The 25,320-nt window shown below is 65.1% G+C and carries 23 protein-coding genes; 12 read left to right on the top strand and 11 right to left on the bottom strand.

Annotated features, from left to right (window positions below):
• Positions 1-374: 374 nt before the first annotated feature.
• The 8 genes from lepA to acpS all read left to right on the top strand — a co-directional run bounded on the left by lepA (position 375) and on the right by acpS (position 7,307).
• Positions 375-2,183, top strand: coding sequence for a translation elongation factor 4 (gene lepA, locus ABT392_RS13460; RefSeq protein ID WP_395385546.1), 1,809 nt, complete (start codon positions 375-377; stop codon positions 2,181-2,183).
• 9 nt (positions 2,184-2,192) lie between these two features.
• Positions 2,193-3,158: a signal peptidase I gene (gene lepB, locus ABT392_RS13455; protein ID WP_395385547.1), complete on the top strand. Its 966-nt coding sequence runs from the start codon at positions 2,193-2,195 to the stop codon at positions 3,156-3,158.
• 41 nt (positions 3,159-3,199) lie between these two features.
• Positions 3,200-3,565, top strand: coding sequence for a DUF4845 domain-containing protein (locus tag ABT392_RS13450; protein WP_334276345.1), 366 nt, complete (start codon positions 3,200-3,202; stop codon positions 3,563-3,565).
• Positions 3,566-3,575: 10 nt separating this feature from the next.
• Entirely contained in the window at positions 3,576-4,271 is a 696-nt protein-coding gene (gene rnc / locus ABT392_RS13445; protein ID WP_395385548.1) for a ribonuclease III, read from the top strand.
• Between the two features lie 48 nt (positions 4,272-4,319).
• Entirely contained in the window at positions 4,320-5,252 is a 933-nt protein-coding gene (gene era, locus ABT392_RS13440; protein ID WP_395385549.1) for a GTPase Era, read from the top strand.
• 2 nt (positions 5,253-5,254) lie between these two features.
• Positions 5,255-6,034, top strand: coding sequence for a DNA repair protein RecO (gene recO / locus ABT392_RS13435; RefSeq protein WP_334276342.1), 780 nt, complete (start codon positions 5,255-5,257; stop codon positions 6,032-6,034).
• Positions 6,035-6,043: 9 nt separating this feature from the next.
• On the top strand, positions 6,044-6,826 hold the full coding sequence (locus ABT392_RS13430; RefSeq protein ID WP_395385550.1) for a pyridoxine 5'-phosphate synthase: 783 nt from the start codon (positions 6,044-6,046) through the stop codon (positions 6,824-6,826).
• An 85-nt stretch (positions 6,827-6,911) separates the two neighbouring features.
• A complete protein-coding gene (acpS, locus tag ABT392_RS13425) occupies positions 6,912-7,307 on the top strand; it encodes a holo-ACP synthase (RefSeq protein ID WP_334276340.1) in 396 nt (131 codons plus the stop codon).
• 34 nt (positions 7,308-7,341) lie between these two features.
• On the opposite strand, the gene ABT392_RS13420 is transcribed toward acpS, so the two are convergent.
• The 3 genes from ABT392_RS13420 to ABT392_RS13410 all read right to left on the bottom strand — a co-directional run bounded on the left by ABT392_RS13420 (position 7,342) and on the right by ABT392_RS13410 (position 13,066).
• Entirely contained in the window at positions 7,342-8,301 is a 960-nt protein-coding gene (locus ABT392_RS13420; RefSeq protein ID WP_395385551.1) for a hypothetical protein, read from the bottom strand.
• A 94-nt stretch (positions 8,302-8,395) separates the two neighbouring features.
• Complete coding sequence (locus ABT392_RS13415; RefSeq protein WP_395386821.1) at positions 8,396-9,901, bottom strand: POT-type proton-dependent oligopeptide transporter; 1,506 nt, start codon at positions 9,899-9,901, stop codon at positions 8,396-8,398.
• 135 nt (positions 9,902-10,036) lie between these two features.
• Positions 10,037-13,066, bottom strand: a complete 3,030-nt coding sequence (locus tag ABT392_RS13410; RefSeq protein ID WP_395385552.1) for an Rne/Rng family ribonuclease — start codon at positions 13,064-13,066, stop codon at positions 10,037-10,039.
• A gap of 739 nt (positions 13,067-13,805) precedes the next feature.
• Between ABT392_RS13410 and ABT392_RS13405 the strand changes: the two genes are divergently transcribed.
• Genes ABT392_RS13405 through ABT392_RS13390 form a run of 4 tightly spaced genes read left to right on the top strand, consistent with a single transcriptional unit; the run spans position 13,806 to position 16,843 of the window.
• The gene (locus ABT392_RS13405) at positions 13,806-14,786 is read left to right on the top strand and encodes an RluA family pseudouridine synthase (RefSeq protein ID WP_395386822.1); all 981 of its coding nucleotides are present in this window, start codon (positions 13,806-13,808) and stop codon (positions 14,784-14,786) included.
• Positions 14,783-15,448 carry an HAD-IA family hydrolase gene (locus ABT392_RS13400; protein ID WP_395385553.1) on the top strand — a complete coding sequence of 222 codons (666 nt, stop codon included), beginning with the start codon at positions 14,783-14,785 and terminating at the stop codon, positions 15,446-15,448. Before ABT392_RS13405 ends, ABT392_RS13400 begins: the two co-directional genes overlap by 4 nt.
• Positions 15,441-15,833, top strand: a complete 393-nt coding sequence (locus ABT392_RS13395; RefSeq protein ID WP_395385554.1) for a Rieske (2Fe-2S) protein — start codon at positions 15,441-15,443, stop codon at positions 15,831-15,833. The genes ABT392_RS13400 and ABT392_RS13395 overlap by 8 nt, the downstream gene beginning before the upstream one ends.
• A gap of 14 nt (positions 15,834-15,847) precedes the next feature.
• Positions 15,848-16,843 (top strand): S49 family peptidase, encoded by a 996-nt coding sequence (locus ABT392_RS13390; RefSeq protein WP_334276335.1) that lies wholly within the window; start codon positions 15,848-15,850, stop codon positions 16,841-16,843.
• A gap of 9 nt (positions 16,844-16,852) precedes the next feature.
• Here ABT392_RS13390 and ABT392_RS13385 read toward each other — a convergent pair whose 3' ends face one another.
• The 8 genes from ABT392_RS13385 to ABT392_RS13350 form a co-directional block, all read right to left on the bottom strand.
• The gene (locus tag ABT392_RS13385) at positions 16,853-17,908 is read right to left on the bottom strand and encodes a collagen-binding domain-containing protein (RefSeq protein ID WP_395385555.1); all 1,056 of its coding nucleotides are present in this window, start codon (positions 17,906-17,908) and stop codon (positions 16,853-16,855) included.
• Between the two features lie 155 nt (positions 17,909-18,063).
• Entirely contained in the window at positions 18,064-19,494 is a 1,431-nt protein-coding gene (locus ABT392_RS13380; RefSeq protein WP_395385556.1) for an aldehyde dehydrogenase family protein, read from the bottom strand.
• A gap of 60 nt (positions 19,495-19,554) precedes the next feature.
• The gene (locus ABT392_RS13375; protein ID WP_395385557.1) at positions 19,555-20,844 is read right to left on the bottom strand and encodes a DUF2325 domain-containing protein; all 1,290 of its coding nucleotides are present in this window, start codon (positions 20,842-20,844) and stop codon (positions 19,555-19,557) included.
• Positions 20,845-20,871: 27 nt separating this feature from the next.
• Complete coding sequence (locus tag ABT392_RS13370) at positions 20,872-21,516, bottom strand: energy transducer TonB (RefSeq protein WP_395385558.1); 645 nt, start codon at positions 21,514-21,516, stop codon at positions 20,872-20,874.
• A 1-nt stretch (position 21,517) separates the two neighbouring features.
• Positions 21,518-22,306 carry an ATP-binding cassette domain-containing protein gene (locus tag ABT392_RS13365; protein ID WP_395385559.1) on the bottom strand — a complete coding sequence of 263 codons (789 nt, stop codon included), beginning with the start codon at positions 22,304-22,306 and terminating at the stop codon, positions 21,518-21,520.
• Positions 22,306-23,346, bottom strand: a complete 1,041-nt coding sequence (locus ABT392_RS13360) for a FecCD family ABC transporter permease (protein WP_334276329.1) — start codon at positions 23,344-23,346, stop codon at positions 22,306-22,308. The genes ABT392_RS13365 and ABT392_RS13360 overlap by 1 nt, the downstream gene beginning before the upstream one ends.
• Before the next feature lie 29 nt (positions 23,347-23,375).
• Positions 23,376-24,230 (bottom strand): heme/hemin ABC transporter substrate-binding protein, encoded by an 855-nt coding sequence (locus ABT392_RS13355; RefSeq protein WP_395385560.1) that lies wholly within the window; start codon positions 24,228-24,230, stop codon positions 23,376-23,378.
• Positions 24,224-25,315 (bottom strand): hemin-degrading factor, encoded by a 1,092-nt coding sequence (locus ABT392_RS13350; RefSeq protein ID WP_334276327.1) that lies wholly within the window; start codon positions 25,313-25,315, stop codon positions 24,224-24,226. The genes ABT392_RS13355 and ABT392_RS13350 overlap by 7 nt, the downstream gene beginning before the upstream one ends.
• Between the last annotated feature and the right edge of the window lie 5 nt (positions 25,316-25,320).

The following is a 25,320-nucleotide window of genomic DNA, read 5'->3' as shown; positions in this document are numbered from 1 at the left end:
CTAGCTTGATCAGCTAGAATTGAACCCAATGAAGCCTCCAATGGCGGCTTCTCGTCGCAATCGGCGAACGTTCCTGCGCAATTGGTGACCTGTGCACCAGCTTGTGAATAATCTGTGGATAATTTTGCTGTTGGCGGCCTGCAACGGCGGGAAATCGGGCCTTGGCGCGGTTTCCAGTTCAGGCCTTTTGGCTACAATGAAGGCCCAACAAGCAGTTGCCATTAGTTTTGTTGGAAGGCGCGTCACCGTTTCGACGTGCCTTTTTTTTGTTTCCGGCACGGCCCTTTCAGGGCCTTCACATCGCCTCGCGATATGAGCCTCCAACGCAACGGCTGAAGCCGTTGTAGCCCGGCGAAGCGACGCGCGCATCCAGCATGAATCACATCCGCAATTTCTCCATCATCGCCCACATCGACCACGGCAAGAGCACGCTGGCAGACCGGATCATTCAGCGTTGCGGTGGCCTGTCGGACCGCGAGATGGAGGCGCAGGTGCTGGACTCGATGGATATCGAGCGCGAGCGCGGCATCACGATCAAGGCGCAGACCGCGGCGCTCCAGTACAAGGCCCGCGACGGCAAGACCTACAACCTCAACCTGATCGACACGCCGGGACATGTGGACTTCTCGTATGAAGTCAGCCGCTCGCTGTCGGCCTGCGAGGGCGCGCTGCTGGTGGTGGACGCCTCGCAAGGCGTCGAGGCGCAGACTGTTGCCAACTGCTACACCGCCCTGGACCTCGGCGTCGAGGTCGTGCCGGTCTTGAACAAGATGGATCTGCCCAACGCCGATCCGGACAACGCCAAGGCCGAGATCGAAGACGTGATCGGCATCGACGCCGACGACGCCATCCCCTGCAGCGCCAAGACCGGCATGGGCATCGACGAGATCCTGGAAGCCGTGATCGCGAGGATGCCGCCTCCAAAGGGCGAGGTCGAGGCACCGCTGCGAGCCATGATCATCGACTCCTGGTACGACGCCTATGTGGGCGTGGTGATGCTGGTGCGCGTGGTCGACGGCACGCTCAAGAAGGGCGAGCGCATCCGCATGATGGCCTCCGGCGCCATCTATCCGGCCGACAACCTGGGTGTGTTCTCGCCCAAGTCGGAAAGCCGCGATGCGCTGAATGCTGGCGAGGTGGGCTTCATCATCGCCGGCATCAAGGAGCTGCAGGCCGCCAAGGTCGGCGACACCATCACGCTGGAAAAGAAGCTGCCGAACAACCTCGGCCCCGCCGAAGTGGCGTTGCCCGGCTTCAAGGAAATCCAGCCGCAGGTCTTTGCCGGCCTGTACCCGACCGAGGCCAGCGAGTACGACTCGCTGCGTGACGCGCTTGAGAAGCTCAAGCTGAACGACTCCTCGCTGCGCTACGAGCCCGAGGTGTCGCAGGCGCTGGGCTTCGGTTTCCGCTGCGGCTTCCTGGGCCTCTTGCACATGGAAATCGTGCAGGAGCGGCTGGAGCGCGAGTTCGACCAGGACCTGATCACCACCGCGCCCAGCGTCGTGTACGAAGTGGTGATCGGTGACGGCACCGTGATCGAGGTCGAGAACCCGAGCAAGATGCCCGAGGTCGGCCAGATCCAGGAAATCCGCGAGCCCATCGTCACCGTGCATCTCTACATGCCGCAAGACTATGTCGGCCCGGTGATGACGCTGGCCAACCAGAAGCGCGGCCAGCAGATCAATATGGCTTACCACGGCCGCCAGGTCATGCTGACCTACGAAATGCCGCTGGCCGAGATCGTGCTGGACTTCTTTGACAAGCTTAAGAGTGTTTCGCGCGGCTATGCCTCGATGGACTACGAGTTCAAGGAGTACCGCGCCTCGGACGTCGTCAAGGTCGATATCCTGATCAACGGTGACCGGGTCGATGCGCTGTCCATCATCGTGCACCGGGCGCAGAGCCAGTACCGCGGGCGTGCCGTGGCCGCCAAGATGCGCGAACAGATCCCGCGCCAGATGTATGACGTGGCGATCCAGGCTGCCATCGGCGCCAACATCATCGCCCGCGAGAACATCAAGGCGATGCGCAAGAACGTGCTGGCAAAATGCTACGGCGGCGACATCACGCGCAAGCGCAAGCTGCTCGAAAAGCAAAAGGCCGGCAAGAAGCGAATGAAGCAGATCGGCACCGTCGAGGTGCCGCAAGAAGCTTTCCTGGCCATCCTCCAAGTGGACGACTGATCAATACCAATGACAGCCCTGACCGGACTTCTCTACGTCGTACTCATCGCCTATGTGGGCGGCTGGCTGGCAGGTCAATGGACCGCCAATTTCGCCCTCCTGCTGTTCCTCCTGACCTCGGTCACGGGCCTGTACTGGCTGGCAGAGCGCTTCTACTTCAAGCCCACGCGCGAGCGCGCGGCCCAGCAGCTGCTGGCCAGCGACGCCCAGCGCCGTGAAGCCCTGGCGGCCCAGGGGATCAAGCGGGTCGATGGCGATGTCGAGTCTGCTCGCCAGGAAATCCTGCGCCAGCCCTGGTGGCTGGACTGGACCGCCGGCTTGTTCCCGGTGATCCTCGTCGTGTTCCTGCTGCGCTCCTTCCTGGTCGAGCCCTTCAAGATTCCGTCAGGCTCCATGGTGCCGACATTGCGCGTCGGCGACCTGATCCTGGTGAACAAGTTTCACTATGGCATCCGCCTGCCGGTGCTGAACAAGAAAGTCATCTCCAATCACGAGGTCCAGCGCGGCGACGTGATGGTGTTCCGCTACCCGCCCAACCCGAGCGTCGACTACATCAAGCGTGTGGTGGGTGTGCCGGGCGATGAGGTGGCGTACCTGAACCAGAAGCTCTACATCAACGGCAAGCCGGCAGAAGTCCAACCCAAGGGCGACTTCTACGATGACGATGCGATGCAATACCGGCCGCACTTCGCCGAGAAGCTGGGCGCGGTGGATCATGAAATCCTGGTCGACCCGACTCGCATGCTGCCGCCGTCGGCGCGCAGCGCCTATGCCTTCCGGGAAAATTGCAGCTACAGCATGCAAGGCGTCACCTGCAAGGTGCCGGCCGGCCACTATTTCATGATGGGCGACAACCGCGACAACTCGGAAGACTCGCGCTTCTGGGGTTTTGTGCCGGACGAGAACATCGTCGGCAAGGCCTTCTTCGTCTGGATGAATTTCGGTAATCTCAAGCGCATCGGCGCCTTCCACTGAAGGCGCCCGCCAAGCCCATGCATTTGAAAGGAACCCGCTCGATGCTGCAGCGTCATACCGGTCGTCATCAGCGAGGCATCAGCCTCATCGGACTGCTGTTCTGGGGTGTATTCCTGGCCTGCGGGGCCGTGGTCACGGCCAAGGTGGTGCCGACGATCATGGAGTTCTACACGATCCAGAAAGCGGTCGACAAGATCGCGGCTGGCAATCCGGCCACTGTGCCGGCGGCGCGCGCCGAGTTCGACCGCATCCGCTCGGTCGAGTATTCGATCGTCAGCGTCACCGGCGCCGACCTCGAGATCAGCAAGGAAAACGAAAAGGTCCGCATCAGCTTCGCCTACAACCGCGAAATCGATCTGTTCGGTCCGGCCTTCCTGCTGATCAAGTACGAAGGTCGTTCCCGCTGAAGCCATTTCCATGAGTGCTGCCTCGCTGGATGCGCTGCAGAAGCGCCTCGGCCATCGTTTTTCTGATGCCGGCCTGCTGCAGCGGGCCTTGACGCACCGCAGCTTTGGCGCCGACCACAACGAGCGCTTGGAGTTCCTGGGCGACGCAGTGCTGAGCCTGGCGGTGTCGAGCCTGCTGTTCGAGCGCTTTGCCGGCTCGGATGAGGGCGACCTCACTCGTATCCGCGCCCATCTGGTGCGCGAGGACAGCCTCTACAAGCTGGCCCTGGGCCTGGGCTTCCCGCAGGTGCTGCGCATGTCCGAGGGCGAAGCCCGGGGCGGCGGAGCGCAGCGGCCGTCGATCCTCGCTGACGCGATGGAAGCGGTGATTGGCGCCAGCTTCATCGATGGCGGCTATGAGGCTGCGCGTGAGCTGGTGAAGCGCATTCTTGGCGAGCAGATCCAGGGCTCGGCCAGCGCCAGCGAACACTGGGGCAAGGACGCCAAGACGGCGCTGCAGGAGTGGTTGCAGGCCCGCAGGATGTCCGTGCCGACCTACACGATCATCGAAACCCGTGGCCAGGCGCATGCCCAGACTTTCCGGGTCGAATGCGCCGTGCCGGCGCTGTCCCTGGCCTCCAGTGGCGAGGGCCGATCGCGCCGCGCCGCCGAGCAAGACGCCGCCCGGCGTATGCTTGATGACCTGATCGCCCGCGACAAGTCCTGAAAAGGCTTGAGCGTCTGATTGAACGAGCGGCCTCGCGGCCGTCACACCATGACCGAATCCAACCCGCCGTCGTCTTCCACTGCCGAGGGCTCCAACGAATTGCCGCAGCGCTGCGGACTTATCGCCATCGTCGGCCGGCCCAATGTTGGCAAGTCGACGCTCCTGAACGCCCTGGTGGGCCAGAAGGTCAGCATCACCTCGGCCAAGGCCCAGACCACGCGGCACCGCATCACTGGCGTGCGCACGGTCGAAGAGGCGCAGTTCGTCTTCGTCGACACGCCTGGCTTCCAGACCAAGCACAACGCCGCGCTGAACCGCAACCTGAACCGCACCGTGCACGGCGTGCTCGGTGACGTGGACCTGGTGCTCTTCGTGGTCGAGGCCGGCCGCTTCGGGCTGGATGATGCCAAGGTGCTGTCGCTGCTGCCTGAAGACAAGCCGGTGGTGCTGATCGCCAACAAGCTCGATGCCGTGCACCGCCGCGCCGAGCTGGCGCCCTGGCTCAAGAGCATGCAGGAGCGCCGCTCCTTTTCAGAGTTCATCCCCATCTCTGCCAAGAAGGCGGCCGACGTGGCGCGCCTGTTCAAGATCCTGAAGCCGTATCTGCCCGAGCAGGGCTGGTTCTATGACGAAGATGCGCTGACCGACCGCAGCGAGAAGTTCCTGGCCAGCGAAATCATCCGCGAGAAGCTGTTCCGCCTGACCGGCGATGAACTGCCCTACACCTCGACCGTCGTCATTGACAAGTGGGAAGACGAAGGCGAGCTGCGCCGCATCTCGGCTTCCATCGTGGTCGAGCGCGATGCCCACAAGGGCATGGTGATCGGGCAGGGCGGCGAGCTGCTCAAGCGCATCGGTTCCGAGTCACGCCAGGAGCTGGAGCATCTGATGGATGGCCGCGTGTTCCTGGAGCTGTGGGTCAAGGTGCGCTCGGGCTGGGCCGATACCGAAGAGCATCTGCGCAGCTACGGATACGAGTGAGCATGGCGCGAGGTGCCCGCGTACCGAGCGTCCAGCAGGCCTTCGTCCTGCACCACTACGACTGGAGCGAGTCCAGCCTGATCCTGGACCTGTTCACGCGTGAGCAGGGGCGGCTTGCGGTTGTAGCCAAGGGTGCCAAGCGCCCGTACTCGCAATTGCGCGCGGTGCTCCTGCCGTTTCAGCGCATCCTGGTTGGACTGTCCAAACCAGGCAAGACGACGGAAGAGGGCGCGCCTGAGGTGCTGACGCTGCGCACCGCCGAATGGGCTGGTGGCAATACCTTGCCAGCGGGCGCTGCGCTGTTCAGCGGCTACTACCTGAACGAACTGCTGCTCAAGCTGCTGGCGCGACAGGACCCGCATCCGGCCTTGTTCGATGCCTATGCCGCCACCTTGCCCGAGTTGCATGACAGCGAGGATGCGCAGTCGCAGGCTGCGCTGCGCGCTTTCGAGCTGCGCCTGCTTTCCGAGCTGGGCCTGCTGCCGGACCTGAGTCTGGCTACGCCGACCCAGCAGCCGCTCGATGCACAGCGGCGCTATGCCTTGTCGCCAGAGTCCGGCGTCATCGCTGCCAGCGACGACTCAGCTCTGCTGAGTGGCTCAAGCCTGGTGCGTTTGCAGGCGGCGCTGCTGCACGGCAGCCCGGCTGCGCTGCGCCAGGCCTGCCAGGACGACCTGCCAGCCCTGAAGACGGTGCTCCGCGGCCTGTTTCTCTATCATCTGGGCCACCGCCCCTTGCGCACGCGCCAGGTGATGCTGGACCTGCAGAACCTCCTGAACTGAATCATCGAGATGAACCCTCTTGTCGCTCCTGACGCATCCGGCCATGGCGGCCGTTGCGCGCTGTCGGTCAACGTCAACAAGGTGGCCTTGCTGCGCAACACGCGGCACCTGGGCATTCCGAGCGTGTTGCGTGCCGCCGAGCAATGCCTGCTGGCGGGCGCACAGGGCATCACGGTGCATCCGCGGCCCGATGCCCGGCACATCCGTACCGAAGATGTGCACGAGCTGGCTGCCCTGATGAAGGCCTGGCCCCAGGCCGAATACAACATCGAGGGCAACCCGACGCAGAACCTGATGGAGTTCGTGCGTCAGCTGCGGCCGCATCAGGTCACTTTCGTGCCTGACAGCGAAGAGCAATTCACGTCCGATCATGGCTGGAACCTGCCAGCCGACATGGAGCGGCTGCGGCCCTTGATCGCCGAGTGCAAATCCTTGGGCGTTCGCGTGAGCCTCTTCATGGACCCGCTGCCTGCCGCGATGCCGCTTGTTGCCGAACTCGGCGCCGAACGCATCGAGCTGTATACCGAGACCTTTGCCAGCGCCTTTGGCACACCGCGCGAGGCTGGGGTGCTGTCCGGCTTCACGGCCACGGCGCAAGCCGCGCTGGCCGTGGGGCTTGGCATCAACGCCGGCCATGATCTCAACCGCGAGAACCTCACCAAGTTCCTGCAGGCCGTGCCCGGCGTGCAGGAGGTGTCGATCGGCCATGCCTTGATCTCGGATGCATTGGAGCTTGGCTTCACCGAGACGGTGCGCGAGTACCAGCGCTCGATCCAGAGGGCATACGCGTGACTCGGGCCGCCGCGCCGGGCCGCCCCAAGCAAGGCCCGACCCTCTCGGAGGGTCGCTCGCAGTACCCGGCGAGCGGGGAGCCCACATGATCTACGGCATCGGCACCGACATCTGCGACATCCGCCGCATCCGTGAAACGCTCGCGCGGCGCGGCGAGCGTTTTGCCGAGAAGGTGCTGGGCCCGCACGAGCTGGCGGTCTTTCGCGAGCGCCGGGCCAAGGTCGAGGCGCGTGGCGTGGCCTATCTGGCCACGCGCTTCTCCGCCAAGGAGGCCTTCTCCAAGGCCATCGGGATGGGCATGCGCATGCCGATGACCTGGCGCGCCTGCGAGATCGTCAAGGCGCCCAGCGGCAAGCCCGAGATCCGCCTGCATGGCGAACTGGCTGCCTGGTTCGAGACCAAGGGCCTGAAGGCCCATGTGACGGTCAGCGACGAGAGCGAGTACGCCGCGGCTTTCGTGGTGGTTGAAACCAAGACCTGAATTGATAAGGCCCGCATGAAGCGGGCCTAGCATCTCAGCGCTTCTTGACGGTCTTGCCCTTGAGGTCGACGACCATGCGCATCTGCATCTGCATCAGATTGCCGTCGGGCATGGGCATTTCCATTTCGGCGTTGAAGTCCAGCGTGTTCAAGAGCATCAGACGGTCGGCCAGGCGCATGCGCAGCAGGCCCTTGCCATGGCCTTTTGCAGTGAGCTTGAAAGGCACGGGTGCCGCTTGCGACTCGCTTGCGGCAGAGGCGGCGGGCGCGGGCATCGTGGCATCCAGCTTCATGTCGAGTGTGGCGCTCACGTCAAAATCGGCCACGCCCTTCTCGACCTTGCGCAAGGTGTAGCGCGCCACCGTCTTGTTGCTCAGCGCAGAAGCATCCACACCGGGCAGCGGCATGTCCATCTGGAAGGGCAGCTCGATCGTTTCGCCTGGCTTCAGCACAGCGCCTTCCAGCGGTGCCATGGCGTTGAACATTTTGGCGAACAGCGCGTTGGCATCCATGCCGGGGAGGGCCTTGCCCATCGCTTCGCTGAACTTGACGTCCTCGTACCGACCCTTGTTCAGCACAGCACTGAAACGCATATCACCGAGCGGGTTCGGCACCGTCTGGACAGGGCCGCCTGCGCCGAGCTGCATTTCCATCATGCCCATCAGGGCTTCAGACTGCACCTTGATCAGGCCTTGCTTGTCTGCCGCGCTGGTGTCGATGCGCTGGGTCAGCTTGGAGTTCATGACGATGGGCGAGGGCATCTTGCCGGTCGTGGCCGCCAGCTTCTCACGCTCTGCATCGCTGATGTCCGGCTTGGGCAGCACTTTCATGCGCATCTCCATGCGCATCTGGGTATCGAGCTGCTGGTGCGTGTTGGGCAGCGGCAGCACATGGAATTCAATGCCCTTTGCAACGGTTTGCGCTGCCGCAGTGAAGGGCAGGCAAAGGCTCAAGAAGGCGGCCGAAATCATCCGGCGCATGGATTGTGTGGACATGGAATCTCTCCCTGATCGATAAGCAATAAAAAGCCCGGGCCGCCGTACGTTGCGGCAGCCCGGGCGCATCATAAGTGCGCTTGGAAACGCGGCCTTACTTGCGGTAGTTGTCCTGCATCGGATAGCGACGCGCGTACAGGCCGAACAGCGCTGCCGCCACCAGTGCGAAGCCGGCGAAGAAGAACATCTGGAAGGCGGTCACGCTGGTGCCGGTGCTTTTGATGTAGCTGGTCACCGCCTCGCCCTTGACACTCGAGTTGGCCAGCAGCACCCACAGGTTGCCGATGGTGACCGAGAGGTTCCAGAAGCTCGTGATCACGCCCTTCATGGCGAGCGGCGCCTGGCTGTAGGCGAACTCGAGGCCGGTGGCCGAGACCAGCACTTCGCCGAAGGTCAGCAGGGCGTACGGAGCGATCTGCCAGAGGATGGACATGCTGTGGCCATCGTCGATCCAGAGCTGCGTGCCGCCCACCACGATCCAGGCCAGGCCCGAGAAGGCAATGCCAGCGCCCATGCGGCGCAGCGCGGTGATCTTTAGCCCCATGCGATTCAGCATCGGATAGAGCACCATGTTGTTGAACGGGATCAGGATCATCACCAGCGCCGGGTTCAGCGCCTGCATCATCGAGCTCTGGAACCATTCCGGCTTGGCCATCTGGTCGGCCTGCAGGATCCAGGTCGAAGCCTTCTGGTCGAACAGCGACCAGAACGGCGTCACCAGCGCGAACAGCACCAGGAGGCGCAGCACGGTGCGCACGGCCTCGACAGCGGCGGCACCATGCTTGGGCACGGCGCGGTCCAGCTGCATCCAGGCGCCGGCACCGCCGAAGCCCATCACCAGCACCAGGGCTGAACACAGCGCGGCAACGATGCCGATGTCCTTGTAGAAGCACAGACCGACGATGGCCAGTGCCACGCCGGCAAGCGCCACGCCCTGGCCAGCAGCGCCTTGCGACAAGGCGGTGCGCACGACCTTCAGGAAGCTGTTCGGGTCTTCATGTGCCGTTGGCTTTACGTGGATGTATTTCTTGCGGCCGGCCCAGAAGATCATCGTGGCGATGAACATGAACACGCCCGGAATGCCGAAGGCCACGCTGGCGCCGAACTCCTTCAGGAAGATCGGCATCAGCAGCGAGGCGAAGAAGGAGCCGAAGTTGATGATCCAGTAGAAGCCGTCGAAGACCTTTTGTGCCAGCGAGCGATTGCTCTGGTCGAACTGGTCGCCCACGAAACTGCTGACCAGCGGCTTGATGCCGCCCGAGCCCAGTGCGATCAGGAACAGGCCGGCGTAGAAGCCCTTCAGGTTGTCCTCGAACACCGCCAGGAAGGCATGGCCCACGCAGTACAAGAGGCTGAGCCAGAAGATGGTGTTGTACTTGCCGAAGAAACGGTCGGCCAGCCAGCCGCCCAGCAGCGGGAAGAAGTAGACGCCGATGACGAAGGTGTGGAACACATCCTTGGCTTCGCCCTTGCGCAGCGGTTCCGGAATCGACAGCAAGAGGCTGGTCATCAGGAACACGGTCAGGATGTTGCGCATGCCGTAGAAGCTGAAGCGCTCACATCCTTCGTTGCCGATGATGTAAGGGATCTGCGGCGGCATCTTGGGCGCGGCCGCGCTGGCGGGCTGCTGATTGGCGATGGTCGTCACGGCTTGTCTCTCTTGATGGTGTTGTAGGTCTTCAAGTAGAAACGCCGCCGGGCGGTGAGCTCGGCGGCGTGATTCGCTCGGGCTTGATCAGCCCTGTGCTTCGAAGGGCAGCTTGATCTGGCTGAGGTCCTTCTTGGTCTCGACCAGGACCAGCGGGCCTTCGTCGATCTGGGCCACGGGCGGCCGTTCGCGCGGCACGTGGACGGCCTTGGGCTCGGCAGCCATGGCGGCCTGGGTTTCGCGGATCTTGTCGGCATCCGAATTCACCCATTGCAGGCCAGCGCCTTCGGCGACAGCGTGCAGCGCGTCAATCGGCAGCTCGAAGCGCTCGACCACCGGTGCGGCGGGCGGCGGGGCCACCACGGCAACGGCTGCAGCAGCGCGAGGAGCCGGCGGCGGCGCTTCCGGCGGAGGTGCGGCCGGCGGCGGTGCCTCTGGCGGCGGCGCGCTCGGCGGCGGCGCTTCGCCTTCGTCATCACCTTCGCCCAGGCTCTGAGGCGCAGGTGCTGCGCTCAGCTCCAGCTGGGCCGGTACGCCACCTTCTGCATTGCCTTCAACCGTCGAGCCATCTTCACGTCGTTCACGGCGATAGCGGTCACGGCTGCGGCGGCGACGGCCATCGCGGCCTTCTTCGCCAGCTTCGCCAGCTTCGCCAGCTTCGGCAGGCGCTGCTGTTGCGCCTTCCGCGGCGGCTTGCTCATCGCCTGCGGCTGCAGTGGCGGTGCTGTCTTCGCTGCTCGGTGCTTCCGCGCCTTCGGCGGCAGCTTGCTGGCCATCGCCGGCTTCCTGGCCGCGGTCACGGCCACCGCGACGGCGGCGGCGGCGACCTTGACGCTCTTCGCTGCTGGCTTCACCGGCAGCCGACTCGATGCCATCAGGTTGCGTGTCGGCAAATGCCGGTTGGTCGATCAGCGCTTCGGGCTTGGCTGCCAGTTCGGCATGTGCTGCGGTTTCGACCGGACGCTCGTTGCGCTCGCCGCGTTCACCACGCTGACGACCACCGCGCTCACCACGCTCACCACGTTCCTGGCGCTCGCCGCGCTCCGGACGTTGTTGCTGCTGCTGCTGTTCGCCGCGCGCTTCCTGGCCTTCTGGCTTGTTGGCATCGCTGCGACGGCCGCGTTGCTGCTGCTCGCCACGCTGGCCCTCGTTGCGGCCACCTTCGCCGCGCGCTTCCGCCGGCTTGGCTTCGCCACGACCGCCACGGCCGCCGCGGCCTTCACCACGTTCACCGCCGCGTTCGCTGCGCTCACCACGCTCGCCGCCACGGCCACCACGGCCACCACGGTCGCCCCGGCCTTCACCGCGCTTGCCATCCTTGCGCTCGCCCGTGGGCTTGGCTTCGGTCGGTGCCTTGACGGGCTCGGCCACAGGGGCCGGCTCGCCACCAAAGATGCTCTTCAGCCAGCCCATGAAGCCGCCACCTGCGGCCGGAGCCGCCACCGGTACTGCCACGGGCGCAGCGGCCTTGGCCACCGGCTCGGGCTTGGGCACAGCGACCGGAGCGGGCGACTCGGGCAGGATGCCCTTGATCACCGGCTCCTGCTTGCTCTTGCCCTTGTCGTCGCTACCACGGCGGGTGATGCCGACCTCATCGGTCGACTCTTCGATCATGGTGTAGCTGGCCTGCAGGTTTTCCAGACGCGGGTCGTCGTGGCGCAGGCGCTCCAGCTTGTAGTTGGGCGTTTCGAGATGGCGATTGGGCACCAGCAGCACGGTGACGCGCTGCTTCAGCTCGATCTTGGTGATCTCGGTGCGCTTCTCGTTGAGCAGGAAGCTGGTCACTTCCACCGGCACTTGCACGTGCACGGCAGCCGTGTTGTCCTTCATCGCCTCTTCCTGGACCATGCGCAGGATCTGCAGCGCGCTGGACTCGGTGTCGCGGATGTGGCCGGTGCCGTTGCAACGCGGGCAGGTGATGTGGTTGCCTTCGGAGAGGGCCGGGCGCAGGCGCTGGCGCGAGAGTTCGAGCAGGCCGAACTTGCTGATCGAGGCGAACTGAACGCGGGCACGGTCCTGGCGCAGCGCATCGCGCAGGCGCTGTTCGACTTCGCGGCGGTTCTTCGACTCTTCCATGTCGATGAAGTCGACAACGATCAGGCCGCCCAGGTCACGCAGACGCATCTGGCGCGCGATTTCATCGGCGGCTTCCAGATTGGTGCGGGTGGCGGTTTCCTCGATGTCGCCGCCACGGGTGGCGCGGGCCGAGTTCACGTCCACCGAAACCAGCGCTTCGGTGTGGTCGATCACGATGGCGCCGCCCGAGGGCAGGTTGACCGTGCGGCTGAAGGCGGTTTCGATCTGGTGTTCGATCTGGAAGCGGCTGAACAGCGGCGCGTCGTCGCGATAGCGCTTCACGCGATGGCCCTGGTCGGGCATCACGTGGTTCATGAACTGGCTGGCCTGCTCGTACAGGTCGTCGGTGTCGATCAGGATCTCGCCGATGTCGGCTGTGAAGTAGTCGCGGATCGCGCGGATCACCAGCGAGCTTTCCTGATAGATCAGGTAGGCGCCCTTGCCGCCCTTGGATGCGTCATCGATCGCAGTCCAGAGCTTCAACATGTAGTTCAGGTCCCACTGCAGCTCGGCAGCGGAACGGCCGATGCCGGCAGTGCGGGCGATCAGGCTCATGCCCTTCGGATACTCGAGCTGGTCGAGGTTTTCCTTCAGCTCTTCGCGGTCTTCGCCCTCGATGCGGCGCGAAACGCCACCACCGCGCGGGTTGTTGGGCATCAAGACCAGGTAGCGGCCGGCCAGGGAGACGAAGGTCGTCAGGGCAGCGCCCTTGTTGCCCCGTTCTTCCTTCTCGACCTGGACCAGAAGTTCCTGGCCTTCACGGATGCAGTCCTGGATGCGTGCGCTGCGCACGTCCACGCCTTCGCGGAAATACTGACGGGCGATTTCCTTGAAGGGCAGGAAACCGTGGCGGTCTTCGCCGTAGTCGACGAAACAGGCTTCGAGCGAAGGCTCGACGCGGGTCACGACCGCCTTGTAGATATTGCCCTTGCGCTGCTCGCGGCCTTCGATTTCGGTTTCGAAGTCCAGCAGCTTCTGGCCATCAACGATCGCAAGACGCCGCTCTTCCTGCTGCGTCGCGTTGATCAACATACGCTTCATACATCACTCCTCGCGCGCCAGCCGCAAAGGCTTGGCGCGCAGCATGCCGTCGCCTGACCGGATGCCGGTCAGGGCGACTGTTCGATGCATGCGCTTTCGTGAGGAACCGAGGAAGGAATCGCCCTGGACTGGTGCTTGATCGAAGCTTGGCTTCGTTTCAGCAGCGCAGCGTTGGCGCGTGCGTGACGACAGACGGCGCAGTAGCAGGGTCCCGTTGACGCAACGCTCTTGGCGATGCGGCCCGGCCACGGCCGAGGGCTGCGCCGGCAACAGGCCGGGGCAGCGCGCGAAGGCGGTGGGGGGTGAGGGGATTCGTGCTCATGGCGCGGACTGTTGGACGCTGCCACCAGGCGGTCTGACAAATAGCCGACCGGCCTGCTGGCTCAAAAAAACCTTTGTCTGATGCCGCCCTTGATAGGCAAAGTCGGCATGGCTCGTTCTTCTCTACTTGCGCTTCAGGTGCTACGCCGCCCGCCGCCTGCTCACTTGGGGATCAGGCCCGCATGCCGCGATGGCACCTTGCATCACCGGGTTGTTTGACCGGGCCGGAACTTGCGCTCCTCCCCTGTCGCCACCGTCAGCTTTCAGCGTTCCCGCACTGTTCGCACAGGTAAAATCTGATAAATCAAACACTTAGAGCGGACTTGTGGTGAGCAACATTATACGGGCCAAAACCCAGCGGCCGGCCGCTGCGAAGAAGCCCAAGCCCCTGCTTGCCGCGACAGCCAAGCCCAAACCGATACTGACTCCCGCACCGGCCCCGGTGCAAGAGCGGCCGCAGGTACGACGAGTGACCGTGGATGAAGGCTCGGCCGGCCAGCGCCTGGACAACTTCCTCCTGAGGGAACTCAAGGGTGTGCCCAAGACTCACGTCTACCGGGTGATCCGGGCTGGCGAGGTGCGGGTCAACAAGGGCAGGGCCCATGCCGACACCCGGCTCGAGATCGGTGACGAAGTCCGCGTACCGCCAGTTCGTCTGCCTGAAAAAGCTGCAGGTCCGGTCGTGCCGGCCAAGGAATTTCCCGTCGTCTTCGAGGACGATCACCTGATCGCCGTCAACAAGCCGGCCGGCGTGGCGGTGCACGGCGGCTCGGGTGTGAGCTTCGGCGTGATCGAGCAATTGCGTCAGGCCCGTCCGACGGCCAAGTTCCTCGAACTGGTGCACCGTCTCGACAAGGAAACCTCGGGCCTCTTGCTGATCGCCAAGAAGCGCAGCGCGCTCACCGCCCTGCAAGACCAGTTCCGCGAGCGCGAAACCGGCAAGACCTATGCGGCCCTGGTGATCGGCGACTGGGCCGAGAACAAGAAGGTCATCGACGTTGCACTGCTGAAGTTCACCGGCAGCGATGGTGAGCGCTGGGTGCGGGTGGTCGAGAACTCGCACGATCCGCAGGCCGATCAGGCCAAGCGTTCGATCAGCCTGGTTCGGGTTGCGCAGAGGCTCAAGGGCTTCAGCCTGCTGGACGTGACCATCAAGACCGGCCGCACGCACCAGATCCGGGTGCACCTGGCACATGCCGGCCACCCCATCGTTGGCGATCCCAAGTATGGCGACTTCGAAGCCAACCGCGCGATGGCCCGTGGTGCCTTGAAGTTCGACCGCATGTTTCTGCATGCCAAGCGCCTGCAGTTCACCCATCCGGCCAGCGGCGAGACGCTGGAGTTGCTGGCCGAGCTGCCGCAAGACTGTGCCGACCTGGTGAAGGCGCTGCGCCCATGAGCCGCCGGCCGCAGCGTTTCGATCTGATCGTCTTTGACTGGGACGGCACGCTTTACGACTCGACGGCGCTGATCGGCCAATGCATCCAAGCTGCCGCTGCAGACCTTGACCTGCCTGTGCCCAGCGACGAGCAGGCCAGCTACGTGATCGGCCTGGACCTCTACCAGGCCCTGGCGCATGCGATGCCGACCCTGCCCCGCGAGCGCTATCCCGAACTGGGCCAGGCCTTTCGCCGCCACTTCTTTGCCGCTGAAGACCAACTGAGCCTGTTTGAAGGCGCGCTGGACATGTTGCGCGAGCTCAAGGCCCGCAACCACTGGCTGGCCGTTGCCACGGGCAAGAGCCGCAAGGGCCTGGACCGGGTGCTGCAGGCACCCGACCTGCTGGGCTTGTTCGACGGCACCCGCACTGCCGACGAAACCGCCGGCAAGCCCGACCCGACCATGCTCTTGCAGTTGATGCGCGAATTTGGCACCGAGCCGGAGCGCACCTTGATGATCGGCGATACCAGCCACGACCTGCAACTCGCCCTCAATGCCGGTACCGCCAGCCTGGGCGTTGGCTATGGCGCGCATGACCCCGCCGAACTCACGGCATTCGGCGCGCTGCATATTTGCCACTCCGTTCCCGAATTGCAGCGCTGGCTGCTCGACCATGCCTGAAGAACAAGACAACAAGCCGCTTGGCCAGCCCCTGTGTGCGTCCAATGAGCTGGAAGAGCGCGGCCGCGCCCACAGCTTCGACGTCCTGCAATACAGCCAGCCGGCGCGCGCCTTTGCGCTGCGCTTCGAAGGCCAGGTGGTGGCCTACCTGAACCGCTGCGCCCATGTGCCCACCGAGATGGACTGGCAGGAGGGCGAGTTTCTCGACGCTGACAAGGAGTACATCATGTGCTCCATCCACGGCGCGGTGTACGACCCGCTGACCGGCCGTTGTGTCACCGGCATGTGCGGCCGCATGGGCCTGACCAAGATCGATGTGGCCGAGAAGGAAGGCCACGTGTATTGGTATCCTTCCCGCGATACCAAGCCGGCTTTTGAAGATTGATTGAGCGCCCTGAAATGAACGACGACCTGCCCCAGCCTTTTCCCGATCCGAAGCCGGCATCTTCATCTTCAGCACCGGAGCGCGCTGCCGGCTACGAACAGTTGCTGGCCCAGTTCGCGCAGAGCTATCTGGCGGACCGCCGCAGCGAGCGCCGCTGGCGCGTGTTCTTCCGGCTGCTTTGGCTGGCCTTCTTCTTCACCTTGGCCTGGGTCTTGTTCTTCTCGCAGCGTCACCATGGCAGTGCACCGAACACGCCGCACACCGCCTTGATCGAGCTGCGCGGCGAAATTGCGGTCGATTCAGATGCCAGTGCCGAGCTGATGATCTCGGCCTTGAAGAATGCCTTCGAGGACGAGGGCACACAGGCCGTGGTGCTGCGCATCAATTCGCCCGGCGGCAGCCCGGTACAGGCCGGCATCGTCTATGACGAGATCCAGCGACTGAAGGCCATTCACCACAAGAAGGTCTATGCGGTGGTCGAGGAAATCTGTGCCTCCGGTGCCTACTACATTGCCGCTGCCGCCGACGAGATCTATGTGGACAAGGCTTCCATCGTCGGCTCGATCGGCGTCTTGATGGATGGTTTTGGCTACACCGGCCTGATGGAAAAGCTCGGCGTCGAGCGCCGCCTGCTGACCGCGGGCAGCAACAAGGGCATGCTGGACCCGTTCACGCCCATGTCAGCCCCGCAGCGCGCCTATGCGCAAGCGATGCTGGACCAGATCCACGCCCAGTTCATTGCTGTCGTCAAGGAAGGCCGCGGCAAGCGCCTGAAGGAAACGCCGGAGACCTTCTCCGGCCTGTTCTGGAACGGCGAGCAGGCGATCAAGATGGGCCTGGCCGACCAGTTCGGCAGCCTGGACTTTGTCGCGCGGGAAGTGATCAAGGCCGAAGAGGTGATCGACTACACGCCGCACGACAACGTGGCCGAACGCCTGGCCAAGCGTTTCGGCGCGGCCATGGGTGAGGGCGCAGTCAAGGCGCTGCGCAAGTTCGGCGATATCCGCTGATAGTGAGGATCAGCGGGTGCTGCGGCGGCGCAGCGCCAATACCATGGCGCCGAGCGCCAGGGCCACCAGGGCCAGGCCTTGCGGTTCGGGCACGCGGGCCGGCAAGGCCTGCTCGCGCATCGGCTCGTAGCCGATCTCGATGGTCGACAGCATGTTGTTCGCAATCACCGTGCCCTCCCAATGCCCGGAGCTGGCGGCAATGATGTCGGCCTGAGAAGCCAGCAGGGTGCCGTAGCCGGAGTGCAGTTCGACCTTGTCGGCGTTCATCACATTGAAGATCAGGCGGTCGGCGAAGGCGGCCAGATTGCTGCCCAGGTAGTCGTAGCCGAACTTCAAGGTGCCACTGGCCGTCAGGTTGATGACGATGTAGTCGTCGCTGTCGAAGCTGCTCGCATCGAGCGTGAAGGCCTTCAGAACGCTGTCGCCGATATTGAAGATCTGCAGGCCTGCGCCCGGCTTGGCGCTGCCGCCATGCAAGCCCAGATCCCAGCCGCGCGTGATCGTGCCGGTATTGCCAAGCGTGCCGAGCTCGCCGGAGAGGCCGCGCAACAGCGTGGCGGTGTCGGTGAACATCTGCTGAATGCTTGCTTGTTCACCCTTGCTCAGTGACAGGTGCTTGGCCGAGCCGAGGTCAGCGCCGCCATAGATGCCGGTGCCTTGCTGCACGCCGCCAGACAGCCATGCAGCCTGGGCCGGGCCCATGCCGATGTTGGTGTTGACCCCGACATCGGTCGGCCCGTTGTAGATCGCACCGTCGCGGATCTTCACGTTGCCGCCAACGACGAGGCTGGGTGCAGCGCTGCCGTCTGGACCACGCGCAGACGGGTTGCGATAACCGACCGTGATGCTGTTGATGTCGACATTGCCGCGCACGGCCAGCCGGCCTTCGATGTCGGAGTGAGCGGTCAGGTTGCCGAAAAAGAAGCCGCTGTAGTCGCCTGCGGCCCCGAGGTTCACCACCGGACTGGCTTGTGCGGCGGTGGCCATGGCCAGCAGCATGCCGGCGCAAATGCCCTTGACGGCGCGCAGCGGTGCGCCGCCCAGCCTGGATCGACCTGTCTTCATTCCCTCATCCCTCATCCGAAGTTGTTGTTTCGCCGTCAATCGCTGTGTGGCGCGTAGGTCCGGCGAGCAGCGCGAATTCTAGGAAGAGGGGCCGGCCCCGCGCTTCCCCCGAGTTCGGGTGAAGCGCGGGACCGCGTGTGAGTTAGTGCACGGATTCAGGCCTGGATATAGCTGGTCTTGACGCTGGTGAAGAACTCCGCCGCGTAACTGCCCTGCTCGCGCGGCCCGTAGCTGGAGCCCTTGCGGCCACCGAAGGGCACGTGATAGTCCACGCCTGCCGTGGGGCAGTTCACCATCACCATGCCGGCCTGCGAATTTCGCTTGAAATGGCTGGCGTGCTTGAGGGAGCTGGTGCAGATGCCGCTGGAGAGGCCGAAGGGCGTGTCGTTGGCGAGCTTCAGGCCGTGCTCGTAGCTGTCGCAGGGAATCAGGCTCAGGACCGGGCCGAAGATTTCCTCCTGGCAATGGCGCATCGCGTTGTCGCAATCGCCGAACAAGGCAGGTGCCAGGTAGTGGCCGGGTCTTTCAAGCGTCAGGAGCTCGCCGCCGGCCAACAGGCGGGCGCCTTCCTGGCGCGCGATAGCGATGTAATCGAGGTCCTGCTGCAATTGGCTCGCATCGACCACAGGCCCGATCTGCGTCTGCGCTTTCAATGCATGGCCGACCCGCAGTGCACGCGTCAGCTCGGTCATGTGCTCGGCGAAGCGGGTGTAGATCGAACGCTCCACGATGATGCGGCTCGAGGCGGTACAGCGCTGGCCGGTCGAATAGAAGCCGCCCTGGATGGCGCAGTTCACTGCCTGTTCCAGGTCGGCGTCGGCCAGCACCACGAGCGGGTTCTTGCCGCCCATCTCCAGCTGGAACTTGGCGCCACGCTTGACCGCGGCGAGTGCCACACGCTGTCCGGTGGCTTGTGAGCCGGTGAAGCTGATGCCGGCCACGCGCCGGTCATCCAAGAGAGCCTGACCAACGACCGAGCCCGGCCCCATTACCAGGTTGAACACGCCGGCCGGCAGGCCGGCGCGGGAGATGATGTCGGCAAGCAGCCAGGCCGAGCCCGGCACCAGCTCGGCCGGCTTGAACACCACGGTGTTGCCATAGGCCAGTGCCGGCGCGATCTTCCAGGCGGGAATGGCGATGGGGAAATTCCAGGGCGTGATGATGCCGACGACGCCCAGCGGCTCGCGGGTCACCTCGATCTCGATGCCGGGCCGCACCGAGGCCAGCTTGTCGCCCCGCACGCGCAAGGCCTCCTGCGCGAAGAACTTGAAGATCGCGGCGGCGCGGCCCACCTCGCCGATGGCTTCGGGCAAGGTCTTGCCTTCCTCTCGGGCCAGCATCTGGCCCAACTCCTCGCGGCGGGCCTGGATCTCGCTGCCGATCTTGTCGAGTGCGTCGGCACGCATTTGCGGGCTGCTCAGGCCCCAGGCGGGTGCGGCGGCATGTGCGGCCGCAATGGCTTCTTCGGCCTGAGCTGCGTCGGCCTGGGCGTAGTGGCCGACCAGGTCCTCGGTGTCCGAGGGGTTGATGTTGGGCCGTTCGCTGACGCCGTTCAGCCATTGGCCGGCAATGTAGTTGGCTTGCATGAGAGGCTCGCAGTTGGAATATTGCAAATATATCTAATTGCCAAGCCGGACAGCCTTTGCTCAGGGTTTGGTGCGGCTTGCCGTCAATGCGGGTTCCTCGTTGCCCGGCCCGCCCAAGCCGCCCAGTGCTCGCTGCAGGCTGCTCGCGCTGGGCTTGTCGACGAAGACGCAGCGCTTGCCGTGGCGCTTGCAATGGTCCTTCACGCGCCAGTAGGCGTCATGGCTGATGCAGCCGGTCTGGCAGATCACCAGGTCGGCAGCGGCCAGGCTTGCGTCCAGCTTGCCCACGGCATCTTCCTCGCCGCCGTCATGATGAAGGAAGCGACCGCCGGTTCGCTCGATCAGCTGGCGATAGACGGGCACGACGGATTGGCGGCCGCCCACGCAAAGCACCGAGCGTTCGTTCAGTTCGGGCAGGGCTTGCTCAGCGTCGGCGAGAGTCGTCACCGAACTCGCCGCAGCCAGCGCCTGCAGTGCATCTTCGGCGCGGCGGCGTTCGCGCTGCTGCTGTTGCTGCGCGATCAGCAAGCTGCGCTCCAATTCATGGATGCGGGCCAGTTGCACGCGGATATGTTCCGACTGCTCCTGGCGATGGCGCAAGCCGGGCACGGCGGCCTCGAGGGCCTGCATCTCTTCGCGCAGGCCGGCCAGAAGCGTGTCGCGACCGACCAGCTCGGCGCGCATGCGCAGATTGTCGGCTTGCAGGCGCTCCATCTCGAGAGCCCGCTCTTGAGTCAAGCGCGTGTTGCGGCTCTGCGCCTGCGCCAGCTCGCGCCCGAGCACGCGGTTCTCCTCTTGCAGGGTGTCGATCCGCACCAGGTCGGCACGCTCGGCACTGCCCACCTGGTGCTGCAGCATGTGGATGCCGCGCAGCACCAGCTCCTGCAACGCGGTATCGCAACGTGCATGCGTCAAGGTGGCCCACAGCGCGCCGGGCACGTCGTTGCCATGCTGGGCAGCGGCCCACCAGCGCGCCAGGGCTTCCGTGCTCTTGTGCTGGGCGGACAGGCGCAGCGCGGGCGCATAGCGCTGATCCAACTCCTTCTGCAGGAGCTCGGCGATGGGCGAGCGCCGGTTGCAATCGTTGATGGCGCCGCAGTGCAGCTCGTAGTCGCCCGCCATGGCCAGGCCGCCCAGCACCTTGGCCAGCCGTCGACGCAAGAGCGGCATTGGCAGGCAGACGCCGATCACCGGGCAAAGCGCCTGCGAGGGCATTTCCCACAAGCGTCGACGGCGAGAGCCTTGCTGGCTCACCGAGGCCGGCACCGGCAATGCCAGCGGCGCGCTGGGGCCGCTGCTCTCAATGGGCAACCGGCTGAAGATGTTGTTGCTAATCTCTTTGTCGCACACGGCCTTCCTCCTCCTCTTGAAAAACACTCACTGCAGGGCGAAGCGGATTGGGTACTCGACCCAGGCTGCCAGGCGCTGCTCGCCGCGCCGTGCCGGCAGATAGGGGCAGGCCATGGCGATCTGGCGTGCCGCTTCGTCAAGCAGGCGCCAGCCGCTGCCACCTTGCACAAGCACCTCGGCCGCGCGGCCTTGCTCATTGACCTGCACACGCAGCAGAACCTGACCCTGGACGCCGCGCTCGCGCAGCATGGCTGGGTAGCGCCGCTCCACGCCACGAGCGCTGCAGGTGCCGTGTTCAGGTGGCAGCGCGGCCGGTTGATAGCTTGCTTGCGGCGGCTGCTCGGCACGGATGGCGGCAGGTGCCGGCGCTGCGGCCGCCGCAATGACTTGCGGCGCCGTTTGCACTGCGGCAGAGGGCGGAGCAGCGCCGGTCTCAGCTGCGGCGATGACCTGGAACTCCGGCGCCGACAGCAGCGCTGGCATCGCCGGGCTTGGCAGCGTGGGCACCTGCGCTTGAGGCCGGGGAGCCGGTGTTGCTGCGACCGCTGCTGGAATCAGGCGTGTCGTCAGGACCGCGGCCTGGGCCTTTGGATACAGCCCTGTGCCCTGCATGGCGAGCATCAGCGCCAGGCCGTGCACCGCCGCCGTCAATGCGAGACCGGTCTTGTTCATCTCAGGCGGCCTGGGCCAGGCACTGCAGCGGGCTGGCCAGCACCGCCAGACCCTCGGCGTCGCGCAGCAGGCGCATGCGTACGCCATAGAGCTGCTCCAGCAGCGGCAGGCAGGCAGGCACGGCATCGCAATCGGCGAGGATGCGGCCTTCGCGCAGCAGCCACAGGCGATCGAAGTGATTGAGGGCGATGTTCAAGTCATGCAGTACCGCCACCAGCGCATGGCCGCGCTCGGTCGCGAAATGCTGCATGGCCTGCATCAGCTCCAGGGTGAGGCCTGGGTCCAGCGCGGCCAGCGGCTCGTCAAACAGCAAGAGGCCTTTGCGCTCGTCCCAGGCTTGGGCAAACACGCGGGCCAATTGCACGCGCGCCTGCTCGCCGCCGGAGAGGCTGTCGAAGCGTCGGCCGATCAGGTGGCTCGCCTGCGCCTGCGCCATGGCCAGTTCGGCAATTCGCGCCTGTTGCGGGTCGTTGCGCAGCGCAACGCGCCCCAGGGTGACGACCAGTTCCACCGGCAGCCCAAAGGCCACGCCGTGGGTTTGTGGCAGGACCGCGCGGCGGCGGGCAAGGCTGGCGATCGGCCATTCGGCCAGCGCGCGGCCATCGAGGACAAGGCTGCCGCTGGCCGGCGCCAGCTCTCGCGCCAGCAGCTTCAGGAGGCTGGACTTGCCGGCGCCGCTGGGGCCAAGAATTGCCACACGTTCTTCCGGCCGCAGCATCAGATTGAAAGGGCCGAACCGCTGCCTGCCAAGGACCAGCGTTGCGTTGTCGATCTTCATCAGCGCACTCATCAAGCACTCCCCGTTTTTCGCATCGCGCTTCTGAGCAGCCAGAGGAACCAGGGCGCTCCGATCAAGGCGCTGAACACGCCCACCGGCACTTCGGCCGGGCTCGCGACCGTGCGGCCCAGCGTGTCTGCAATCAGCAGCAGCAGGGCGCCGCTCACCATGGCAACCGGAATCAAGCGGCGTTGATCGGCGCCGACGAACTGGCGCGCCAGATGCGGCGCCATCAGGCCGATAAAGCCGATGTTTCCGCACCAGGCCACGGCGAGCGCGCTGAGCAGGGCCAGCAGGGCGATGGAGCGAACTCGCAGACCCTGCACCTCAATGCCCACATGCGCCGCAGCGGCTTCGCCCAAGGCCAAGGCATTGAGCCCTTGGGCCATCCGCAGCGCGACCGAGGAACCCAGCGCGAGGGCGACCAGCATCACGCCAGCCATGATCCAGTTCGCACCGGCCAGCGAGCCCAGCGTCCAGAAGTTGATGGCCCGCAGTTGCTCGTCGTTGGCGAGGTTGCTGCACAGGCCGATCAGCGCGAAGCACATCGCCTGCAAGGCCAGGCCGGTCAGCAGGAGCCCGGCGATCGAGCCCGGCGCAAGCCAACGCGCCATCCGTTCAAGCGCGAAGCAGACGATCAGCGCACCCGCGAAGCCGACCATCGGCAGCATCCACATCCGAAAGGCCGGCGGCAGCGCAAACTGCAGGCTGGCAAACACGGTCAGCGACAAGGCCACGGCCGCGCCTGCGCCGCTGCTGACACCCAGCAAGGCCGGGTCGGCCATGGGATTGCGGAACAGCGCTTGCGCCAGCGAGCCTGCCAAGGCCAGGGCGGCGCCGACAGCCATGGCCAGCACCAGGCGCGGCAGCCTCAGTTGCCACAGCACATGCGCGCTGCCGCTGAAGGCCTCGGTCTGCACCCAGGGTGGCAAGAGCCAGTCGCCCAAAGGAATCGGCAGCGCGCCCACCTGGGCGCACACGACAGCCGCCACCAGCGTCAGCAAGGTCATTGCTGCGACAGACGAGAGGCGCGACAGCTTGCGTGCTGGCATGACGGCGCCGCCTAGGGTCAAATCTTGCTTCATGCCTTGTACAAGGACTCGGCCAATCTGGGCAGCAGCTGCGGCAGGCGCGGGCCGAAGCCGAGCAGCTCCAGCGCGTCATATGCAATGACGCGCTTGGCGCGACCTGCTGGCGTCAAGGCCAGCCCTGGTGCTTGCAAGAGCGGCGCGATGCCGCCGGCGGCTTGCAGGCCCTCATTGGTCGTCAGGATCACGTCCGGCGCAGCGGCAATAGCCGCTTCAGGCGTCAGCTGCTTGTAGCCACTCACGCCAGCCAGTGCGTTGCGAGCGCCGGCGTAGGTCAGCATGGCATCCGCAGCCGTGCCTTCGCCTGAAATGCGCAATTGCGCCATGCTGTGAGCCAGCACGAAGAGCACGCGCGGCGGCTTGCTCGCCTGGCTGAGCTGTTGCACGCGCTGCTGACCGGTCGCCCAGCCATTGCGCATGCGTTCAACCAGCGCGCGAGCTTGCGGCGTTCGTCCGAGCAGTTCGCCGACACGCTCGACGCGCGCCAGCAGGCCTTCGAACCGGTGCTCCGAGCGCAGGATGTGCAGCGGCACCTTGGCCAGTTCGAGCTGGCGCAGGACGGCCGGCGGGCCGGCGTCTTCGGTCGCGAGTACCAGCGTTGGCGCCAGCGCCAGCAGACCTTCGGCCGACAGTGTTCGCATGTAGCCAACGTCCGGCAGCATGCGTGCAACGGCCGGGTAGACCGAGGTGCTGTCCACACCGACCAGCGAGGCTTCGGCGCCCAGCGCATAGACCACTTCGGTCATAGAGCCGCCGACGCTGATCAGGCGCTGCGCCGGCGCTGCATGGGCTTGCCGCAATGCCAGCGCGGCAGGCGCCAGCGCCAGCAAGGCGCGGCGGTTCAGCATGCGGCCTCCGATGGCGCCGTGTCGGTCAGGCTTTCCAGCAGCTCGCGCCAGTCGCAGCGCTCGGCCTGGCCCGGCTTGCGCTCGCCGAAGAACTGGGCGATCAGCTGTTGCCTGTCGTCGAACAGTTCCAGCGAACAGACCAATCCGTCGCTGGTGGGCTTGCGCACAGCCCAAGCGCTGGCGATGTGGTCTTCGCGAAGATGAAGGTTGAAGCCCGAGTCCAGCACATTGAGCCATGGCCCCATCACGGCTACTCGCTTCACGGCGCCGCTGTGGATCTGGATCATGCCGGGGTTGCCAACGAAGCACATGATGGGCACGGCCTCCTGAGCCGCGCGGCTGAGCAGTTCCTGCGCGCTTGCCGCAGCCAGCGGCTGGGCGAATCCGGGATCCGCCAGGCGCAGGGCCTGGGTGCGCGAGACGCCGAAGCGCTTGAGCATGCCGAAGAACTCGTGCGTGTCGCGCATCGAAGCCCAGGCCTCGCGGAAAGCCTTCACGTCGACTTCCGAATCCGGCTTCTCAGCCGCGTCGGACCAGGCCTGGCCCAGCTCGATGCCAGGCTGCTGGTCGTCGGCCAGGAACAGTTCGACCAGCGATTCAAACGCCGCGACATTGGTGCCGGGGCGCAGGAAGATCTTGTGCACGGCCTGGCCGGCCGGGTCGAAGAATTGCAGGCTGCGCTGCACGGCGCCGTCTGCTAGGCGCTCTGCAATCGTAAAGCCGTGAGCCCATTGCGAATAGAACACGCGCAGGTCGATGGCGCCGCCAAGCACCAGGCCGACGCCGTGCTGCGTGCTGGCATTGGCATAGACGCCGACCTTCTCGTGCACGCAGGACTCGTTGCGGGTTAGCGCCAGCAATTCACCGAGCGGTTCCAGCGACTCGATCAGCAGGCTCCACTCGGCGCGCAGGCGGCGGGCTTGCAGCGGCGATTCGTCGGGAGCGAACCGCCCGCAATGGGCGGCAATCAGTTCGCCTTCGGAGACCGCCAGCCGTGCCGCGATGTCGCGGTGGCGAGCTGGCTTGTCGGCTTGCTGGCGTGCCGAGGCAAAGGCCTGGCGGATGCTTTCAAAGCTGGCTTGCATGGTTT

It is taken from the genome of Paucibacter sp. JuS9 (genome assembly GCF_044043925.2).
Taxonomy (GTDB): Bacteria; Pseudomonadota; Gammaproteobacteria; order Burkholderiales; family Burkholderiaceae_C; genus JAUASW01.
The sequence above is the reverse complement of the archived record's forward strand: the minus strand, read 5'-3'. Positions and strand labels throughout refer to the sequence as shown.

Bases quoted from the DNA above. Each gene is read 5' to 3' on its own strand.
- ABT392_RS13395 (WP_395385554.1), top strand. From the start codon at position 15,441: ATGCCTGAAGAACAAGACAACAAGCCGCTTGGCCAGCCCCTGTGTGCG.
- lepA (WP_395385546.1), top strand. From the start codon at position 375: ATGAATCACATCCGCAATTTCTCCATCATCGCCCACATCGACCACGGC.
- ABT392_RS13380 (WP_395385556.1), bottom strand. From the start codon at position 19,494: ATGCAAGCCAACTACATTGCCGGCCAATGGCTGAACGGCGTCAGCGAA.
- ABT392_RS13450 (WP_334276345.1), top strand. From the start codon at position 3,200: ATGCTGCAGCGTCATACCGGTCGTCATCAGCGAGGCATCAGCCTCATC.
- rnc (WP_395385548.1), top strand. From the start codon at position 3,576: ATGAGTGCTGCCTCGCTGGATGCGCTGCAGAAGCGCCTCGGCCATCGT.
- ABT392_RS13370 (WP_395385558.1), bottom strand. From the start codon at position 21,516: ATGAACAAGACCGGTCTCGCATTGACGGCGGCGGTGCACGGCCTGGCG.
- recO (WP_334276342.1), top strand. From the start codon at position 5,255: ATGGCGCGAGGTGCCCGCGTACCGAGCGTCCAGCAGGCCTTCGTCCTG.
- ABT392_RS13400 (WP_395385553.1), top strand. From the start codon at position 14,783: ATGAGCCGCCGGCCGCAGCGTTTCGATCTGATCGTCTTTGACTGGGAC.
- ABT392_RS13355 (WP_395385560.1), bottom strand. From the start codon at position 24,230: ATGCTGAACCGCCGCGCCTTGCTGGCGCTGGCGCCTGCCGCGCTGGCA.
- ABT392_RS13350 (WP_334276327.1), bottom strand. From the start codon at position 25,315: ATGCAAGCCAGCTTTGAAAGCATCCGCCAGGCCTTTGCCTCGGCACGC.
- ABT392_RS13420 (WP_395385551.1), bottom strand. From the start codon at position 8,301: ATGTCCACACAATCCATGCGCCGGATGATTTCGGCCGCCTTCTTGAGC.
- ABT392_RS13410 (WP_395385552.1), bottom strand. From the start codon at position 13,066: ATGAAGCGTATGTTGATCAACGCGACGCAGCAGGAAGAGCGGCGTCTT.
- ABT392_RS13390 (WP_334276335.1), top strand. From the start codon at position 15,848: ATGAACGACGACCTGCCCCAGCCTTTTCCCGATCCGAAGCCGGCATCT.
- era (WP_395385549.1), top strand. From the start codon at position 4,320: ATGACCGAATCCAACCCGCCGTCGTCTTCCACTGCCGAGGGCTCCAAC.
- acpS (WP_334276340.1), top strand. From the start codon at position 6,912: ATGATCTACGGCATCGGCACCGACATCTGCGACATCCGCCGCATCCGT.
- ABT392_RS13360 (WP_334276329.1), bottom strand. From the start codon at position 23,346: ATGCCAGCACGCAAGCTGTCGCGCCTCTCGTCTGTCGCAGCAATGACC.
- ABT392_RS13385 (WP_395385555.1), bottom strand. From the start codon at position 17,908: ATGAAGACAGGTCGATCCAGGCTGGGCGGCGCACCGCTGCGCGCCGTC.
- ABT392_RS13430 (WP_395385550.1), top strand. From the start codon at position 6,044: ATGAACCCTCTTGTCGCTCCTGACGCATCCGGCCATGGCGGCCGTTGC.
- ABT392_RS13415 (WP_395386821.1), bottom strand. From the start codon at position 9,901: ATGCCGCCGCAGATCCCTTACATCATCGGCAACGAAGGATGTGAGCGC.
- ABT392_RS13365 (WP_395385559.1), bottom strand. From the start codon at position 22,306: ATGAGTGCGCTGATGAAGATCGACAACGCAACGCTGGTCCTTGGCAGG.
- lepB (WP_395385547.1), top strand. From the start codon at position 2,193: ATGACAGCCCTGACCGGACTTCTCTACGTCGTACTCATCGCCTATGTG.